General features: G+C 55.1%; 14 protein-coding genes and 1 pseudogene. 9 read left to right on the forward strand and 6 right to left on the reverse strand.

Translation table 11 applies throughout. The features are described from left to right. Window positions 1–72: 72 nt before the first annotated feature. Complete coding sequence (locus CL52_RS02900) at window positions 73–753, reverse strand: heavy metal response regulator transcription factor (protein WP_003292635.1); 681 nt, start codon at window positions 751–753, stop codon at window positions 73–75. A 424-nt stretch (window positions 754–1,177) separates the two neighbouring features. Between CL52_RS02900 and CL52_RS20480 the strand changes: the two genes are divergently transcribed. The 6 genes from CL52_RS20480 to CL52_RS02925 all read left to right on the forward strand — a co-directional run bounded on the left by CL52_RS20480 (window position 1,178) and on the right by CL52_RS02925 (window position 6,476). Then, window positions 1,178–1,387: a co-regulatory protein PtrA N-terminal domain-containing protein gene (locus tag CL52_RS20480; RefSeq protein ID WP_015275566.1), complete on the forward strand. Its 210-nt coding sequence runs from the start codon at window positions 1,178–1,180 to the stop codon at window positions 1,385–1,387. A gap of 317 nt (window positions 1,388–1,704) precedes the next feature. Then, on the forward strand, window positions 1,705–3,546 hold the full coding sequence (locus CL52_RS02905; RefSeq protein ID WP_003292636.1) for a copper resistance system multicopper oxidase: 1,842 nt from the start codon (window positions 1,705–1,707) through the stop codon (window positions 3,544–3,546). A gap of 12 nt (window positions 3,547–3,558) precedes the next feature. Further along, the gene (locus tag CL52_RS02910) at window positions 3,559–3,861 is read left to right on the forward strand and encodes a hypothetical protein (protein ID WP_003292637.1); all 303 of its coding nucleotides are present in this window, start codon (window positions 3,559–3,561) and stop codon (window positions 3,859–3,861) included. Next, window positions 3,851–4,849, forward strand: a complete 999-nt coding sequence (locus tag CL52_RS02915; RefSeq protein ID WP_015275567.1) for a copper resistance protein B — start codon at window positions 3,851–3,853, stop codon at window positions 4,847–4,849. The genes CL52_RS02910 and CL52_RS02915 overlap by 11 nt, the downstream gene beginning before the upstream one ends. 9 nt (window positions 4,850–4,858) lie before the next feature. Further along, on the forward strand, window positions 4,859–5,668 hold the full coding sequence (locus CL52_RS20485) for a c-type cytochrome (protein WP_003292639.1): 810 nt from the start codon (window positions 4,859–4,861) through the stop codon (window positions 5,666–5,668). A gap of 478 nt (window positions 5,669–6,146) precedes the next feature. Next, window positions 6,147–6,476, forward strand: a complete 330-nt coding sequence (locus tag CL52_RS02925) for a four-helix bundle copper-binding protein (RefSeq protein ID WP_015275568.1) — start codon at window positions 6,147–6,149, stop codon at window positions 6,474–6,476. A 620-nt stretch (window positions 6,477–7,096) separates the two neighbouring features. Here CL52_RS02925 and CL52_RS02930 read toward each other — a convergent pair. Further along, a protein-coding gene (locus CL52_RS02930) for an IS3 family transposase (RefSeq protein ID WP_139048014.1) occupies window positions 7,097–8,250 on the reverse strand; the annotation gives its coding sequence in 2 pieces (ribosomal slippage) (window positions 7,097–8,004 and window positions 8,004–8,250; 1,155 coding nt in all). A gap of 61 nt (window positions 8,251–8,311) precedes the next feature. Then, a pseudogene (locus CL52_RS20495) lies at window positions 8,312–8,602 on the reverse strand (heavy-metal-associated domain-containing protein); the annotation flags it as partial. A 92-nt stretch (window positions 8,603–8,694) separates the two neighbouring features. Between CL52_RS20495 and cadR the strand changes: the two are divergent. After that, entirely contained in the window at window positions 8,695–9,099 is a 405-nt protein-coding gene (gene cadR / locus CL52_RS20500) for a Cd(II)/Pb(II)-responsive transcriptional regulator (RefSeq protein WP_003292662.1), read from the forward strand. A 122-nt stretch (window positions 9,100–9,221) separates the two neighbouring features. Here cadR and CL52_RS02940 read toward each other — a convergent pair whose 3' ends face one another. From CL52_RS02940 to CL52_RS02950, 3 genes are all read right to left on the reverse strand, one after another. Continuing rightward, window positions 9,222–10,595: a heavy metal sensor histidine kinase gene (locus CL52_RS02940; RefSeq protein WP_003292663.1), complete on the reverse strand. Its 1,374-nt coding sequence runs from the start codon at window positions 10,593–10,595 to the stop codon at window positions 9,222–9,224. After that, complete coding sequence (locus tag CL52_RS02945) at window positions 10,592–11,266, reverse strand: heavy metal response regulator transcription factor (protein WP_003292664.1); 675 nt, start codon at window positions 11,264–11,266, stop codon at window positions 10,592–10,594. The genes CL52_RS02940 and CL52_RS02945 overlap by 4 nt, the downstream gene beginning before the upstream one ends. 320 nt (window positions 11,267–11,586) lie before the next feature. After that, on the reverse strand, window positions 11,587–12,906 hold the full coding sequence (locus CL52_RS02950) for an OprD family porin (RefSeq protein ID WP_023444719.1): 1,320 nt from the start codon (window positions 12,904–12,906) through the stop codon (window positions 11,587–11,589). 839 nt (window positions 12,907–13,745) lie between these two features. Here CL52_RS02950 and CL52_RS02955 point away from each other — a divergent pair. After that, window positions 13,746–15,053: a TolC family protein gene (locus tag CL52_RS02955; protein WP_031323266.1), complete on the forward strand. Its 1,308-nt coding sequence runs from the start codon at window positions 13,746–13,748 to the stop codon at window positions 15,051–15,053. A 9-nt stretch (window positions 15,054–15,062) separates the two neighbouring features. Next, on the forward strand, window positions 15,063–16,409 hold the full coding sequence (locus tag CL52_RS02960) for an efflux RND transporter periplasmic adaptor subunit (RefSeq protein WP_031323264.1): 1,347 nt from the start codon (window positions 15,063–15,065) through the stop codon (window positions 16,407–16,409). Window positions 16,410–16,416 lie beyond the last annotated feature (7 nt).

The raw sequence follows: 16,416 nt of genomic DNA on the forward strand, positions 1-16,416 counted from the left end.
GCTCGGTGGCTCGCCTTAACCGCATCGGTACCGGTAGCTTGGCCCATCGCGTGAAATGCCGAGCATTTCGCTCTAGGGGTCTGGCGCGTCGATCAAATAGCCCATCCCACGCGCGGTTTGTATGAGCTTAGGTTCGAACTCATCATCGATTTTTGCTCTCAGCCGTCGTACCGCCACCTCAATCACATTGGTATCGCTGTCGAAATTCATGTCCCATACTTGGGAGGCGATAAGGGACTTTGAGAGCACTTCCCCGCGACGCCGAAGTAATAGCTCAAGAAGTGCGAATTCCTTTGCAGTTAGGTCTATTCGTTTCCCCGATCGCGTAACTCGACGCCTGAGCAGATCGACCTCAAGGTCGAGGAGTTTGAGTATTGTTTGGTTGGGGACATTATTGCCGCGGCGAAGCAACGTACGGATCCTGGCTAGCAATTCGGAGAAGGCGAACGGCTTGATGAGATAATCATCAGCGCCCAACTCCAATCCCTTTACTCGATCCTGAACCCCGTCTCGGGCGGTGAGAAAGAGCACGGGAACCTCATTACCAGCAGCGCGGACTTTCTGTAAAACCTGCCACCCATCCAGGCCAGGCATCATCACGTCTAAGATGAGCAAGTCGTATGTGGTATGAAGCGCGTGCTGAGCAGCATCGGTCCCGTTTTCAACTCTATCGACTGTGAAGCCTGCCTCTGAAAGCCCCTGCTGTAGGTAGGTGCCTGTTTTCGGCTCGTCTTCAGCAACAAGAAGCTTCATGAAAGTATTCCCTCCGGCATTTGGAGCAGTGTGCCGATTGTCAGGGCGTGCAGCCAGTACCTTACAGAAACGTAATGCTCGCATCATCTGTCTGACAGCTTGTAGCGTTAACGTCTACATCAGCAGTTGCTCCCACACTCTGCTTTTTGGCCTTTTCCATGCTCCTTTGGCCTATCGGCGCCTAGATGGCGCCCTTTTTTTGCCCGCTGGAAACAAGACCTATTTGCCTGAACGAAAAGGCACCATGCACGCTACCTGCGCTTTCGCTTGGGCTCACTGCTTTTATGCATTACTGACGAAACCGTAATGTCTAAATCAGGCTTCTGACAGGAACGCTCGGTTAGCTTAGACACAGGACCAAGCCAAAGCCCCTATTTATGGAGCTGCGCTGGGTCTCCCATGTCTTCGAACGAGGTAACAAGTAATGAAATTCTTCAGATCCGTTTCTGTACTGCTCGCCATCGCAGCAAGCTCTTCCTATGCAATGGCAGAAGGTGGTGGTGATCGTACCTTTGCTCGTATGGAGCAGGCTCGCCAAATAGCGATCGCTAGTTATCAGGCTGACCAGAAGGACCAAGCCCAGGAGGTAGCCTCAAAAGCAACTTCAGCGAAGCACGCCCACGCTAATTGCTGAAGCGAAACCTTACGCAACTGTGACCATGCACCTTGAGTATCGTTGCAACCGGATCCTTGCACGGAAATCAAAAGCCATTGCGCAGCTTCCACCTGGAGATTGACATGCTCACAGGCGATTTTTTGGGCGATTTCTGAAGCGCTTTAAGCTTACAAAAATGTAATCCCGCGTCTTTCTTAGGCATGCCATATTTACGATTAAAGGCGAGTCGCTTGATAAGACAGACCGTGCGCGAGTTTCTAAGATCAATTAACGCTGGCAACACCAACCTTACGGCTGGTTTCGGCTTGGCTCCTTAGTTTGATTGGAACCTACACATGCAACGTAAAACCTCTAGGCGAACCTTTGTTAAAGGCTTGACTGCCGCAGGCATCCTTGGCGGTCTTGGCTTGTGGCGAGCTCCGGTCTGGGCAGTGACTAGCCCAGGCCAGCCCAGCGTACTAAGTGGCACGGAGTTCGATCTGCTGATTGGGGAGACGCCGGTCAATATCACCGGCGCGGCCCGGACAGCGATGACTATCAATGGGACCATCCCAGGGCCGCTTCTACGTTGGCGTGAAGGGGATACCGTCACGCTGCGAGTCAGAAATAAGTTGAGCGAAGATACATCGATTCACTGGCACGGCATGATCCTGCCGGCCAACATGGATGGCGTGCCTGGATTGAGCTTCCACGGCATCGCTCCCGATGGCATGTATGTCTACAAGTTTCAGGTTAAACAGAACGGTACCTATTGGTACCACAGTCATTCAGGCCTACAAGAGCAGCTTGGTGTCTATGGTCCCTTGGTCATCGATGCGAAGGATCCCGAACCGTTCAGCTATGACCGCGACTATGTGGTGATGTTGACTGATTGGTCCGATGAGGATCCCGCTCGAATCCTTTCTAAGCTCAAGAAGCAGTCCGATTATTACAACTTCCACAAGCGCACTGTCGGAGACTTCATTAACGATGTGAGCGAAGACGGCTGGGCCGCTACGATTGCGAATCGGAAAATGTGGGCTCAGATGAAAATGAGTCCCACCGACCTCGCCGACGTAAGCGGCTACACCTATACCTATCTAATGAACGGCCAAGCACCCGACGGGAACTGGACCGGCATCTTTAAGCCCGGCGAGAAGCTTCGTCTGCGGTTCATCAACGGCTCGGCCATGAGCTATTTCGATGTCCGCATTCCAGGGCTGAAGATGACTGTAGTCGCAGCCGATGGCCAATACGTCAACCCAGTTAGCGTCGACGAATTCCGCATTGCCGTGGCAGAAACCTACGATGTGATTGTCGAGCCTGCGACCGAGGAGGCTTACACGATCTTCGCCCAATCGATGGATCGCACAGGATACGCCCGTGGCACGCTAGCGGTTGCCGAAGGGCTGAGCGCTCCTGTTCCAGAAACCGATCCTCGACCACTAATCACCATGGACGACATGGGGATGGATCACGGCAGCATGGGCGGTATGGCGGGCATGGACCATGGCGGCGACATGGGCGCGATGGACCATAGCAACATGTCCGGCATGAACCACGGTGACATGCAAGGGATGGGCGACATGGGCGCAATGGCCGGCATGGATCACAGCAAAATGGGTGGGATGTCCGGGATGGACCACTCTGGAATGGCTGGGATGAGCGCAGGTATGCAATCGCACCCGCCCTCAGAGTCCAATAACCCACTGGTGGACATGCAGACCATGAGCCCAACTCATAGGCTGAACGATCCCGGTATTGGCTTACGAGACAACGGCCGCCGAGTCCTGACCTATAGCGACTTGAGAAGCACTTTCCCCGATCCGGACGGCCGTGAGCCCAGTCGGACGATCGAACTCCATCTCACCGGCCACATGGAGAAGTTCTCCTGGTCATTTGACGGTATAGAGTTCTCTGATTCGGAGCCCCTGCGGCTCAAATATGGCGAGCGGGTACGCATCACTTTGGTCAACGACACCATGATGACCCATCCGATTCATCTGCATGGTATGTGGAGCGATCTTGAAGATGAGAATGGAAAGTTCATGGTTCGCAAGCACACGATCGACATGCCTCCAGGTTCGAAGCGCAGCTACCGCGTGACAGCCGATGCGCTCGGGCGTTGGGCTTATCACTGTCACCTACTGCTTCACATGGAAATGGGCATGTTTCGTGAAGTCCGAGTGGACGAGTAAGAGGAACTTTATATGGGAAATTTTACGAAGCGTAAAACTCTTATCGGCAGCGCGTTAATGTTCAGTCTGCTGGGCGTAATGAATATGTCAGCTGCGTTTGCAGAGCAAAAGCATGATCAGCACAAGCAATCATCGGCTTCATCGCAGAATCCAGGCAACAAGCCGGCATCTCAGACACAAGGCACCTCTAACTCAAAAATGAACCACGACGACATGGATCATGGCTCGATGGACCATGGAGAAATGGAGCACGGCAAGATGGATCATGACCCCAAGGCCACTGATACTGAGGTGGATTCGCACCATGACCACTAGACCTTCTCGCTTTGCTCTGATTGCGCTCGGAGTTTCGTTGAGCGCAGCGGCTGGAGGGACAGCCAACGCTGCCGAGATGATGGATCATTCGATGCATCAAACCCCTCCTGCTGAGGCAGCTCAAGCCCCTGCATCTTCAGCGAAGCCCGCAGCTAAGAATCATGGCTCCGGTGGGCAAACGGACCATTCTGCGATGGGTCATGGTGCGATGGACCATAGCACGATGAACCATGGCCAAATGAAGCATGACGATACGCTCGAAATGCCCGGCATGGTTCATCCCTCGTTCATTCCAGTATTGACCGATGCGGATAGAGAAGCGGCTTTCCCTGGTCTTCAAGGTCATACAGTCCATGACAAGTATCTGGCCTGGTTCCTTCTGCTAGATCAACTTGAGTACCAGAACGCAAATGAAGGTAGCACCCTCAGTTGGGAAGCTACTGCCTGGGTTGGTGGCGATATCAATCGGTTCTGGTTTCGCTCGGAAGGTGAGCGAACGAATGGCGTTACTGAAGATGCGGAAATTCAGGCGCTCTACGGGCGTGCCATCAGCCCCTGGTGGGATGTGGTAGCAGGTGTTCGCCAGGACTTTAAGCCCGAGTCGCCGCAGACGTGGGCGGCTTTAGGCGTCCAGGGGATGGCTCTGTATAACTTTGAGGCGGAAGCCACCGCCTTCGTCGGTGAAGGTGGGCAGACAGCAGCACGTTTTGAAGGCGAGTACGACATTCTCCTCACTAACCGGCTGATCCTCCAACCGACTGCCGAGCTCAATTTCTATGGCAAGGACGATCCTGCGCGCGGAGTAGGCGCTGGTCTCGCAAACACAGAGGTGGGGCTCCGCCTCCGATACGAAATCGTTCGTGAGTTCGCACCGTACATCGGCGTCACGTGGAGCCGGGCATACGGTAATACCGCCGATATGGCGAGAGATGAAGGCGAAGACGTAGATGAGGCGCGGTTCGTTGCTGGCATCAGGCTTTGGTTTTAAGGACCCTAGATGAAAAGAATAATTATTAGCTTCGCTGCCTTCTGCGCACTAGGCCTGTTGGTGGTGGCCGGTGTTGTTTTCTCGGGACTAATAAACGTTGCCGCGGATGATCCTCATACGGGAGTCGTGCACGCATTCCTGGAAACTGCTCGCAATCGCTCGATTGAGGTTCGCTCCGAAGACATAGTCGTGCCATCTCTCGACGATGAAGACCAAATCCGCGCCGGGGCGGGGAACTACGACTCGATGTGTGTGGGTTGTCATTTGGCGCCAGGCATGGCTGAGACCGAGCTAAGCAATGGCCTTTATCCCGCTCCACCCAGCCTGGCTGAAGCGGGGCCATACGATGACCCAGCAAAAACATTTTGGGTCATCAAGCATGGCATTAAGGCCACTGGGATGCCCGCGTGGGGTAAAAGCATGGCTGACCCGTACATCTGGGGAATGGTGGCTTTTCTGCAGAAGCTTCCTGAGTTAGATGAAGGAGCGTATCGAGCACTCGTTGCGTCTAGCGGTGGTCACCAGCATGGTGGTGGGGAGACCCCAGCTGGGCATAGTGAGCAACACGGCGAGATGGCCTCGGGCGACCACCATCAGGGCGACAGTGGCGGCTCGGATCACCATGGCTCCAGCAGCACAGGTGGAGCATCCGGCCAATCAGGCTCCGGTCATCATGGTAATAACGAAAGCGATGACCATCATGCGTCCGAGGAGCCCCAGGCGGTTGAGCACAGCAATGGCAGTGACAGTGCCGATGCGGAAGGCAAATCCCCTTCAAAAAACCATGTGCACGCAGACGGGAAGCAACACGAGCACTAACATCCGGTATATGTGTGCCTATGCGGTTCTGATCGAGGCTCTAAGAAAGGCGGTTCAGCAAGCAGAGGATCGGCCCTAGGCCATCCTAGTCGACGCAACGGTACCGGAGGGCTTTGCAATTGCTTCCTTCCTAAAAGTTAGGCCGCAAGGCCAGTAACTTACCTAGTTAAGCGGCTTGCGCTCCGGCCGTTCCCCAACGAATGCTCCCAGTCGTGGCGACAGGGAGCTCCCTCATTTTCAACTCAATCATCTCGAACAGACTAGCGAAGCCGTACAGGCAATCTGACGGCCACATCGCCACCAACTGCGCCCGCAGATCCCCGGTGCGGTTGGACTTACCTTACAACATTGTAATGAGGTTTTTCGAAACGGGCTCGGTAGGAGCGTGTCGTAATTCAGTGTCTGCTAACAGGCTGATGAGCCATATCGGCCAGTAACCAAACGACGAAATACAACTATCGAACCCTGGAGAACGTAAATGACAAACTCAATGTTCGCATCCTGTATCCAAGCTTGTTCGAACTGTGCCCTAGTGTGCGAAATGTGCGCCTCTGCTTGCCTACGCGAGGATGATGTAAAAATGATGGCTCGCTGCATCGAGCTTGACCGCGACTGCGCGGACATTTGCAGGTTGGCTGCCACACTGATGAGCCGCGAAAGTGAATATGCTAAGAAGTTCTGCGCCCTTTGCGCCAAGATCTGCCGTGCATGCGGAGAGGAATGCGCGAAGCATGAAATGGATCATTGCCAAGAGTGTGCGAAGGCGTGCATGAACTGCGCTGAGGAATGTGAGCGTATGGCAGGATAACATCCGTAACTCACTGCTCTGGCACTACTAAATTGGGAGTGTCAGAGCCCCTCGAAGAATAAGAAAAGCCATGGTGCGCTTAATGTTCGCGCCTCCATGACATATCGAAAAAGTGCGTACGATACCCGCAACTGCCAAGAGCGAATCAATCCCTGTCCAGCAGCATTTCATTCCAAAGCGAAATACGATAGTTACGCGCTAGCAACTCTTACTTAGCCACCGATGATCGCCACCGTAACGGTCTATTCTCTTGCCACTGTCTCCCGATTGAGCGCTGAAAACTAATTGAGTGAATTAGCATGAAAGCTCCTGGCAAAAAGGCGGTCCAACAACAACCAAGCGGGCCATGCGACCTTATTTTGCTGGGAGAAAACGAAAATGGTTTTGCGAATATTCCCATCGCAGCGATTGGCTTTGCTGCTAGTACTGCTCGCCGTTCTGCAACTCAGTGGCTGCGCCGTTTCCCCGCGCCTGAAACCAAGCGACCAGCCAAGCGTTGCTCGCAAAACCTTTGTCATCACTGGTGCCTCCAGTGGCTTCGGCCGCGGCGTGGCGCTCAAGCTTGCCGCTCTGCAAGGCGACGTGGTGCTAGCGGCCCGCCGGACCGACGTGCTCGGGTTCTACCCCATTTCCACGGACGGTTTTGAAAAGGCTGAAAACTTCAAATCTTGCCGGGCGACTCTACGACGCATTCGTGGGTTATGAAACCGCTCGATGTAGTCGAATAAATCCGCCCGAGCTTCGTCACGTGTTCGATACGACTGATGGGAAACGCGCTCCCTTTTCAGCTGACCGAAGAAACCCTCACAAGCAGCGTTGTCGCCGCAATGACCGACGGCACTCATGCTGCAGACCAGCGTGTTGCGATTCAGAAAGCGCTGGTAGTCAGCACTGGTGAATTGGCTGCCGCGATCCGAATGCAGGATCACTGACCAGTGACCCTGGCGCTGCCAGACCGCCATCTCCACTGCTCGAATCACCATCTGCCGATCCTGTCGGTGATGCATCGACCAACCGATCACCAGCTTGCTGTACAAGTCGAGCACCACGCATAGGAAGAGTTTGCCTTCCAGCGTGGCTATCTCCGTGATGTCCGTGACCCACTTGCGCTCCGGTTCCGGCGCGCTGAAGTCGCGCTCCAGCAGGTTTTTCACGCCTGCTGGACGACCGCTGGCGGCTCTTCCAAAGCCACGTCGTTTCCGGCGTGGCCAGCCTTGAATCCGCTCAGCCGCCATCAGGCGAGCAACGCGATTCAGGCTGACGGTTTCGCCCTCGTCGCGCAGATCCTCGTGCATGCGTGGCGCTCCGATCACACCACGGCTGTCTTCGTGAATCTCCCGAATGCGCCTCACCAGGCGCGCATTCTCTTGAGCACGTGAGCTTGGATCGCGATCCTGCCAGGCGTAGTAGCCACTGGCAGAAACCTTCAGGCAACGGCACATCAGTCGTACCGGGTACTCGTTGCGGCAGCGCTGGATCACCGTGTACCGCTCGATGACTCCTTGGCAAAGTACGCTGCCGCGTCTCTTAAAAAATCACGTTCCTTGGTGACCCGGGCCAACTCGCGCTTGAGGCGGGCAAGCTCCTCATCCCGCGGGCTTCCCGTTCCAGGGAAGGCTTTCTCAGTGCCTGGTTGCGCCTCCCGCACCCAGCGTGTGAGCAGGTTGGGGGCAACGCCAATCTCCAGGGCTACCTGCCGGCAGCTCGCCCCTGAACGACGAACCAGCTCGATGGCTTCCCGCTTGAATTCGGGGCTGTATTTCTTGCGCTTCATGAACACTCCTTCAGCTCGACATGAGCTTACTCGAAAGTGTCCGTACTAACGGGGTAGAACCCGTTTTCTGAAGAGTGGCGCCTAGCCCTAACGTCGCCAGCTTTTTGGTTATGGGCTCAACGGCACTGTCATGCATGACATCTAACCGACGGTCCGACAGATCAAAAGTCAGCTTCCGAACTCCGTCCAAACCATTCAGCGCCAAGCGGATCATTCGCTCTTCTGATGGACAATCCATCTTGGGCACGGCGTAAACACTGACCCATTGCCCCGTCGTATCGGAAGGGTTTTGCATATCGGCATCAGCGGCTGGTGTCGCATCGCAGCCGCAGGGACCATCGGACTTGCTCATGATACGGCTCCACTTGAAATCGAAGATGGGATCATTAAAAGCCTTATAGCTACTATAAGGTCAATAACGCAGAGCCGATGAGGATTCACACGATGCGCATTGGTCAGTTAGCAAGGCTAATAGGGATTGATACACAGACGATCCGCTTCTATGAGCAGCAGGGCTTGTTGCCACCGCCTGATCGCCAGGCGAACGGCTATCGTGTCTACACCGAGAAGCATGGCGAGCGGCTAGCTTTCATCCGGCGCTGCCGAATCTTGAATCTGTCACTTCCAGAGATTCACGCACTCCAAAGCTACCAGGATGACCCTCGCCAGCCTTGTACGGCCGTCAATGCCTTACTCGATGATCACATTTCTCAAGTCAGATCCCAGATAACCGCTCTGCAATCACTCGAACGACAACTCGTTTCACTGCGGGCTAATTGCAACGATGGGCGGGAAGTTGAGGCTTGCGGCATTCTCGCCGGAATTAGCGAGGACGCATGCATTAAATGAACGGCGTTGGGGCTTGCGGGCCTGGTTACCCGGCCAACGCGCATGCCCTCGAAATGGTTGTTTGTCCCTGTGGTTTTTGCCCCTTCGTAGTGATGGCTGTCTCCGTGCGGTATCACTTTGAGTCAGGCCTGCCGAGGAAACGTGAGTTCAAACGTGGTCCGACCGTCTTTGCTGGCGACGGCCACGTGGCCTTTGTGGAGGTTCATCACTGAGCGGACAATCGCTAGCCCCAATCCTGCCCCGCGAGGTTGTATGCCGTTAACGCGGTAAAAGCGGTCGAACAGATGTGGGAGATGATCCGATTCGATAGTCGCGCCATGATTGGTGACAGCCAGCGAGACGATGTCTACGTCCTCCTCAAGGATCTTAAGTTCGACCGTACTGCCAGTATTTGAATGCCGCAGCGCGTTGGATAGCAGGTTGGAAATGGCCCGCTGGACCATAAGTCGATTTCCCAAAATCATGGCATCGCCCGTTACTGTCGTAGCGACTCCCGCTTCTTCGGCAAGGACTTCGAAGTATTCACATACGCGCCTCGCCTCGCTTCCTAAAGATAATTGTTCGAGCTTCAGTGCTGGGCTGGCGTGGCTGGCCTGGGCGAGAAACAGCATGTCTGACACGATTCGATCCATGCGTTCGAGTTCTTCAACCGACGACTCGATCACCTCCCGATAATGCTCCTTGCTTCGCTCACGCACCAAAGTCACCTGCGCCTTGCCTATCAGGTTGTTCAGCGGAGTTTTTAACTCATGAGCCACATCGTCCGAGAATTGTGACAGTTGCTGAACGCCGTCATCGAGTCGATGAAGCATTACGTTGAGGCTGTGCGCCAATGCCTGGAGCTCTTGCGGAAGCCGATCGGTGCGGATTCGAGGTGATAGATCCTGTGTAGATACCTTAGTCGCCAAGGCCCGGAACTTGCGAAGCGGCCGCAAGCCATTTTGGGCGATTAGCCATCCAGCCAATCCGATCAATATCAGTAGCATCGGCACGGTCACTAAGGCCGAGCGCAGGAATGCAGCCACCAGCCGTTGATCGGCACTGCGATCTTGCGAAAGTAAAAGCGTCATTGGAGCCAGTCCCGGGACTTGGATTTGCTTGCGCCCGGTTAGCATCTGCACGCCATCTTTCGTTGTCCAGCCAAGATAGTCGCCGTCCCTGCTCACGAGATCCAGCTGCTGCGGCGCATTGGCGAATCGGCCGATACTGAAAATGGGTGATTTCGCTGTATCGCCGATGACCGTAATCGAAAGGTTGTCATGGCCGAGTACGGTATCGCTCAATGCGTGTTGCCAGGAGCGGCCCATACGGGCTTTGGTGTCTTCGAGGAGTCCATGATCGATCTGAGAGAGCTTGGCCGTCACTTCCTCCTGGGCGCGCAGTTCCAGTTGGCGCACCAGTACCCAGTAGCTCAGTGCAATCAGCAGCGCGACCAAAGCGGCGCCGGTCAGTGTGATTTGAAGCGCGAGACGCGATGCGAGGCTGAGTGGCTTCAAGGCCGCGCCTCCAGCACGTAGCCCACACCCCGGATGGTGTGTATCAGGCGATCGCCGAAGGGTTCGTCCACTTTCATCCGCAGGCGACGAATCGCAACATCCACCACATTGGTATCGCAGTCGAAATTGATGTCCCACACCATGGCAGTTATTTCCGTACGCGTGAGGACTTCGCCAGTCCGGCGCATGAGCAGATGCAATAACGCAAATTCTTTGCTGGTGAGGTCGATACGCTGACCGCTCCGGTAAGCCCTATGCCGGGCCGGGTCCAGTTCGAGGTCGGCTACACGCAGGTTGCTCGGAAGTGTGACTGCCTCGCCTCGCCGCAACAGTGTCCGGATACGGGCAAGCAGCTCGGGGAACTGGAACGGCTTGACCAGATAGTCGTCGGCGCCCGATTCCAAGCCGCGGACTTTTTGCTCTAAGCGGCCATTGGCAGTCAGCATGATGACGCGTGTCTGCTTACGCCGCCTGATGAGTTCGAGAACCTCCCACCCATCCATGGTTGGCAGATTCACATCTAGCAGCACGATGTCATAGTCGTTCTGCAGTGCCAGGTGAAACCCATCGAGGCCATCACTTACGCAATCGACCAAGTAACCACATTCGATAAGACCCTGCTGCAAGTATTCCGCAGCGTTGATCTCGTCTTCGACAACCAGGATGCGCATGTTTTGAGGTAACTCGGCAAGGAGGTGCGCGGTAAGCGGAACCAAAAAAATCCATGTAGTAACTAGGTCAAGACGAAAGCGGCTTGGCTCTAGCGTGAAAGGCAGAGGCGAAAAGATCTGCCCAGGGAAGCGGGAAGCACTTTAACGCGGTAAAAGCCCTGTGAGGGCTATCTTGCGAATTTGTAATCTACCGGTCATTTGGTTGACCCGCAGCGCGAGCGGGTGCACCAAACGAAAAAAGGCGCCCTGATGGGCGCCTGAAACACATCTTCAAACCAAGGGAGCAAAACTAAAGAAGATGTGGTGTTGCTCATGGTGTTTCACAAGATCGAGAGAGGGTACTCGGCGATGAATCGGACCTCATCGAGGTCGGACTCGAAAGCAGTCGCCCGCGTGGTAGCCTGGCGCACCCGCAGAGACAAATCCTTGAGAGAGCCAGTCTGTACAACGTAGCGGGCTTCGACGTCGCGTTCCCAGCGGTTCTGTCCCGTCAGCGGCGCACCGTTATCGTCTTGGCGCATGTACACCTCGTTCGCGTTGCTGTAATCGGCGCCCCAACCGCGGGCGTAGCGGGTCATGAAAGTAAGCCCGGGTATGCCGTACTCCGCCATGTTCAGGTCGTAGCGCAGCATCCAGGACTGCTCTTTAGGTGAGTTGAAATCACTGTACTGAATGGAGTTGTTCAGGTAGATCGAGTCCGCCTGGCGCAAGTAGTCAAAGTCGTTGTTACCGTTGTTTCGCTGATACGACGCCGTGACGGTGTGCGCGCCGAAGGCGACACCCAGGCTGGAGCTCCAGATGTTGTTGTTGAACTCGCCCAGCAACTCACGGCCTTCGTCGGTTGCCTTGTAATAGTTGAAGCTGGCCAGCAGCGCGACGATATCGGAGAGCGGATAGGTGGCCGACGCACCGAAGTAATGCTGGTTCCAGGCATCTTTGAGGCGGCTGGTGTACAGGCTAAGACTGATATTTTCATTCACGCTGTAGTCACCGCCTGCGTAGCCGAGCCAAGGCGCGTCTACGCCCCCGCCGTAGAAGGTGACGAAGTCTTCGTTCATGTTACTGGTGTTGGGCTGGCTCATCGCGTGCAAGCGGCCTCCCTGAAGGGTGAGGTCGTCCAGCGAGTTGTTCACAACGGTGACACCCTTGAAAGACTCCGGCAGCAGCCGAGAGTCGCCGAAGTGCACGACAGGTGTAGTGGGAAATACATCGCCGGCCTTGATCTCGGTGTCCAGCAAGCGTGCTTTCACCGCGCCCCCCACCCGTGTGAAGTCATCCTCAGGATCGCCAGCGCTGTCGTGGGGAAGCAGGTCGATGCTGCCGCCCACACCGGAGCGCCCCGAACCGGAGTCGAGCTTGAGGCCGAGCATGGCGAAAGCGTCGAAGCCAATCTCTACCGAGCCTTGGGTATATCCGGACTCGAAGAAGGCCATCAATCCGTGGGCCCATTCCTCGGAGTAGCCATTGCCGGCGGCACTCTCACCGTCGCGAAAATCCCGATTGAAATAGAAGTTGCGATTTATCAGCGATAGCGTGCTGCCTTCGATGAAGCCCTCGGCTGTTTCCGATTGGGCAAAGACCGGGGCGCTGCCCAATGCCAGTGAAAGGGCTGTCAGCGAAAAAACGGCCTTTTTGCTCATGATGATGCTCCTTATGTACGGCAGGTCAGTGCTCGAATGACGCCTTTCGCCTTTTTGTTTTTAGCGCTTGGCCATGTTCTTCCCCTAGAGATGACGGCAGGATTAGCGGCAAATGACTATTTTGTAATCTGAGGAAGCCCAATCGCGCACTCCTTCGATTACAGATTTGTAATGTTGCGGTCACCAGGTCGTTATCCACACTTATTTAAAGTCACCACCCCATAGCCATCAGCTATCTCGCCGGCTTGGCAAGGCTGATAAAAACGCTTTCGTGTATTTGTCTACTAAATTCAGGGCGAATCACTATCGCAGTAGAGGCGCATGTGTTTCGCGTCTTGGCGGGGGTAGTTCTTATGATTGGATTCGACATCTAAACCAGGAAGTCATCGTTTTGCCTTGGATGAGAAAAATAGTTTTGCTGATGTTGCTAGCCTTGTTCCCATTGCAATCATCATGGGCAGTTGTTAGCACGAGCTGCAGTCATGAGGATGGTTCGGCAGCAAATCATCTTGGACATCACGAACATCCGCACGAGTCTCTGGGTACTGACGAGGAAGGATCGTCAAAAGCCGCAAAAAAAATCAGTCTGGATGGAGACTGTGTCTTTCATGGCGACCATATCAAGCCGCTTATAACGAAAGGGATCTGTCCTGGTTCGGTATTATCAATGAGCTTGAAACCGTTTCCTTCTGCTAGCTACGCATCGGCTGAAGCGGGGCGTCCTGAGAAACCTAATTGGCGCATCGGTGCAAAACCGGTGGGACGCCAAAGTAACCAGTAAGCGCCATTTATCTGTATCTGACGTCTCACCGAACCTTCCCTTTTTTTAGGAGATTTCGGTGCGAAAAGCTCTTTTCTCGCTGGGGTTGACGACGTTGTCGTGCAATCTCGCCTTTGCGCAACCCTTAGAGTTGCCGACCTTCACACAGACCTTACCTGTCAGTGTGTCAAATACCTTCCCCGTTGAGTCTGTCGACTCCATAAGCTTTGTACGCGCCTTGGAACTCGCTAGCTCTGCAAGCCCTGAACTGGCTGCTGCAAGACGTGAGCTGGCTGCTTCTCGCGCATTGATTAGCCAAGCAGGAGCACGTCCGAATCCAATATTGTCCGCTAGCCAGGAGGGAATCCGGGGCGATGCCCCGGAGACCACGCTTGAACTGAGCCAAGAAATAGAGCTGGGTGGTAAACGTTCGGCTCGTATTGAGGCAGCGCAACGCGCCATGGACGTAGCGGCCGCCGACCTACAGGACGCCCAAGCTCGACTGAGGGGGGCAGTGATGGGTGCATACTACGATGTGCTTACTGCTCAAGAACGGCTGGACCTCGCTCAGGCTGCTTCAAAGCTTGCGAAGCAAGCTGTGAACGTTGCCAATCGACGTGTGAGGGCCGGCATGGTCTCTCCCGTAGAGGAAACCCGGGCGCGGGTTGCGGCTACTGGAGTGCAAGTAGAGCTTGCCCAGGCCACAGCTGAACTCGAAGCTGCGCGCACTCGGCTGGCGGCCAACTGGGGAAATCCACAGCCACGCTTTGAGCGAGTAAAAGAGCCGGTAGAGGCAGTGCCTCCTCTTCCCGAGCTAGCTGAGCTTTATAGCCGTTTGAACGATTCCGCCCAACTAACCCGCGCGCGTCGGGAGGCTGAAAGACGTCGGGCTGCGTTGGAGCTGGAAAGGACGAATCGCTTTTCTAACGTGACGGTTAGCGTAGGTGCCCAACGCTCAGATGAATATAACGGCACGCTGGGACTGGTGAGTATCTCGATGCCCCTGCCGTTGTTTGATCGAAACCAAGGCAACATCGGAGCAGCACAGGAACGGGCCTACCAGGCGCAGGACGAGCTTAACGCCGTCCATATACGCCTGAAAAGCGAACTTTCCCAAGCGCACATGCGGCTGCGCACTGCTCGCCAGCAGTTCGAACTGTTGCGCAACGACATGCTCCCCAGTGCCCAAAGCGCTTATGAAGCTGCCAGCAAGGGGTTCGAACTAGGAAAGTTCACCTTCCTTGACGTACTGGATGCTCAACGCACGCTTTTCCAAGCCCGCTCTCAGTATCTGTCTGCGCTCTCGCAAGCTAACCAGGCGGCGGCGGAAATCGCCCGAATCGTCGGCGATGGGTCGGCCGTTATCACCTCGGCCACTCAGCCATAAGGAATCCATATGAAAAGTAAATCGAATACATCTTCCTTGGCTGGTCACAAGAAGCAGATTTTTTGGATCGTCGTCATATTAAGCGTGGCACTTGTGCTTGGCGGATTGCTTCTTCGCAGTAGTCCAGCTGTGCCCGAAGCGGGCGACGCACATAGCGAGCATGGTGACGCATCGGAGCAGGAGGATGAAGGGCATTCGGATGAGGATGCTGAAGCCGAAGGAGATCATGGACATGATGAAGGAGGCGCCGATAGCGATCACGAGGTCGGTGCGGCAGAGAAAGATGAGCATGAAGATGAGCCCGAGGGAGCGGAGCACACTGAAACAGCAGAGGTAGAACTCTCAGAGACACAAATCCTAGCCGCCGGCATTTCACTGGCAACTGCTGAGCCCGCAAAGATACAAAGCGCAATCGAGCTGCCAGGTGAAATTACGTTTAACCAGGATCGTACAGCGCAAGTTGTGCCTCGTCTCTCAGGTGTCGTTGAAGCGGTCAAAGTCGATTTGGGCGAACAGGTGAAACAGGGGCAAGTGCTTGCTGTGATCGCGAGTACCGACCTGTCGGAACGTAGAAGCGAGTTCTACGCGGCACAAAAACGTCTTGCATTGGCTCAGAAAACCTATCGACGCGAAAAGGAGCTGTGGGAAGAGCGTATTTCTGCAGAACAGGATTATTTACAGGCACAACAGGCTCTACGGGAAGCAGAGCTGACGGTTGCGAATGCAAAAGCACAGCTACAAGCGCTTGGTAGTGATGCTGGCAAGCCAGACGCATTGAGCCGCTACGAACTCAGGGCGCCGTTCGATGGGATGATCGTTGAGAAGGACATCACGCTCGGTGAGTCAGTCAATACCGACGACCAGATATTCATCATTTCCGATCTCTCTACCGTTTGGGCAGATATCAGCGTTCCTGCCAATGCACTCAGCGCGGTACGAGTCGGCAGCAACGCGGTTATCGAAGCCACAGCATTCGAGTCCAGTGCCAATGGCACCGTTTCTTATGTCGGCTCACTTGTTGGTCAGCAAAGCCGCGCCGCTACCGCCCGGGTCACGCTTCCGAACCCGGAAGGTGTTTGGCGTCCCGGCCTGTTCGTCAAAGTGCGGGTAGGCTCTGGCGGAGTGTCCGTGCCGGTTGCAGTCAAGCCCGATGCGATCCACACGTTGGAAGATAATCCGGTGGTGTTTGTACGGACCGACCATGGCTTTGCTGCTCAGCCAATCGTGACTGGTCGCGGCGATAGTGAAGCGGTTGAAATCAAGGAAGGTCTTCAGGCCGGAGTGCGCTATGCCTTGGCCAACAGTTTCATCATTAAGTCCGAGCTTGGCAAAGCCAGCGCCTCGCATGCTCACTGATACGGAG

This window comes from Stutzerimonas balearica DSM 6083 (assembly GCF_000818015.1).
Lineage (GTDB): Bacteria > Pseudomonadota > Gammaproteobacteria > Pseudomonadales > Pseudomonadaceae > Stutzerimonas > Stutzerimonas balearica.